We start from the raw sequence: 312 nt of genomic DNA, 5'->3' as shown, positions 1-312 counted from the left end.
TATAAAGCCCGCGCTAAACACCAGTGGCATTGAGCTCATTAGCACCAACACCGTCACTAGTTCTCTGCGTGGCACTATCATCCCAAGAAACAGACCTATCATGCAGGCAGAGAGCAAAAATGGGGTACCAAACATAAAGAGTTCAAATGGGTTGGCAAGGCGAGATACGGAGTAGTAATCAAAGCTCCAGCCAAAATAGTAAGCGCTCAATACATAGTAGAATCCTGTAAAGCAGACCACACGAGCCAACAATCGAGCCCATGACTCTCGCTTAGCTATGGTGGCCCCAACTATGCCCACGCCCATTACCAA

Annotated in this window: 1 pseudogene; it reads right to left on the bottom strand. The window is 48.1% G+C overall.

The features are described 5' to 3' along the window. Positions 1-300, bottom strand: a pseudogene (locus tag AB4585_RS22675) (ABC transporter permease); the annotation flags it as partial. Positions 301-312 lie beyond the last annotated feature (12 nt).

Origin of the sequence: Vibrio sp. 10N.222.49.C9, assembly GCF_041474985.1 — a bacterium.
GTDB lineage: Bacteria > Pseudomonadota > Gammaproteobacteria > Enterobacterales > Vibrionaceae > Vibrio > Vibrio crassostreae_C.
The sequence above is the reverse complement of the archived record's forward strand: the minus strand, read 5'-3'. Positions and strand labels throughout refer to the sequence as shown.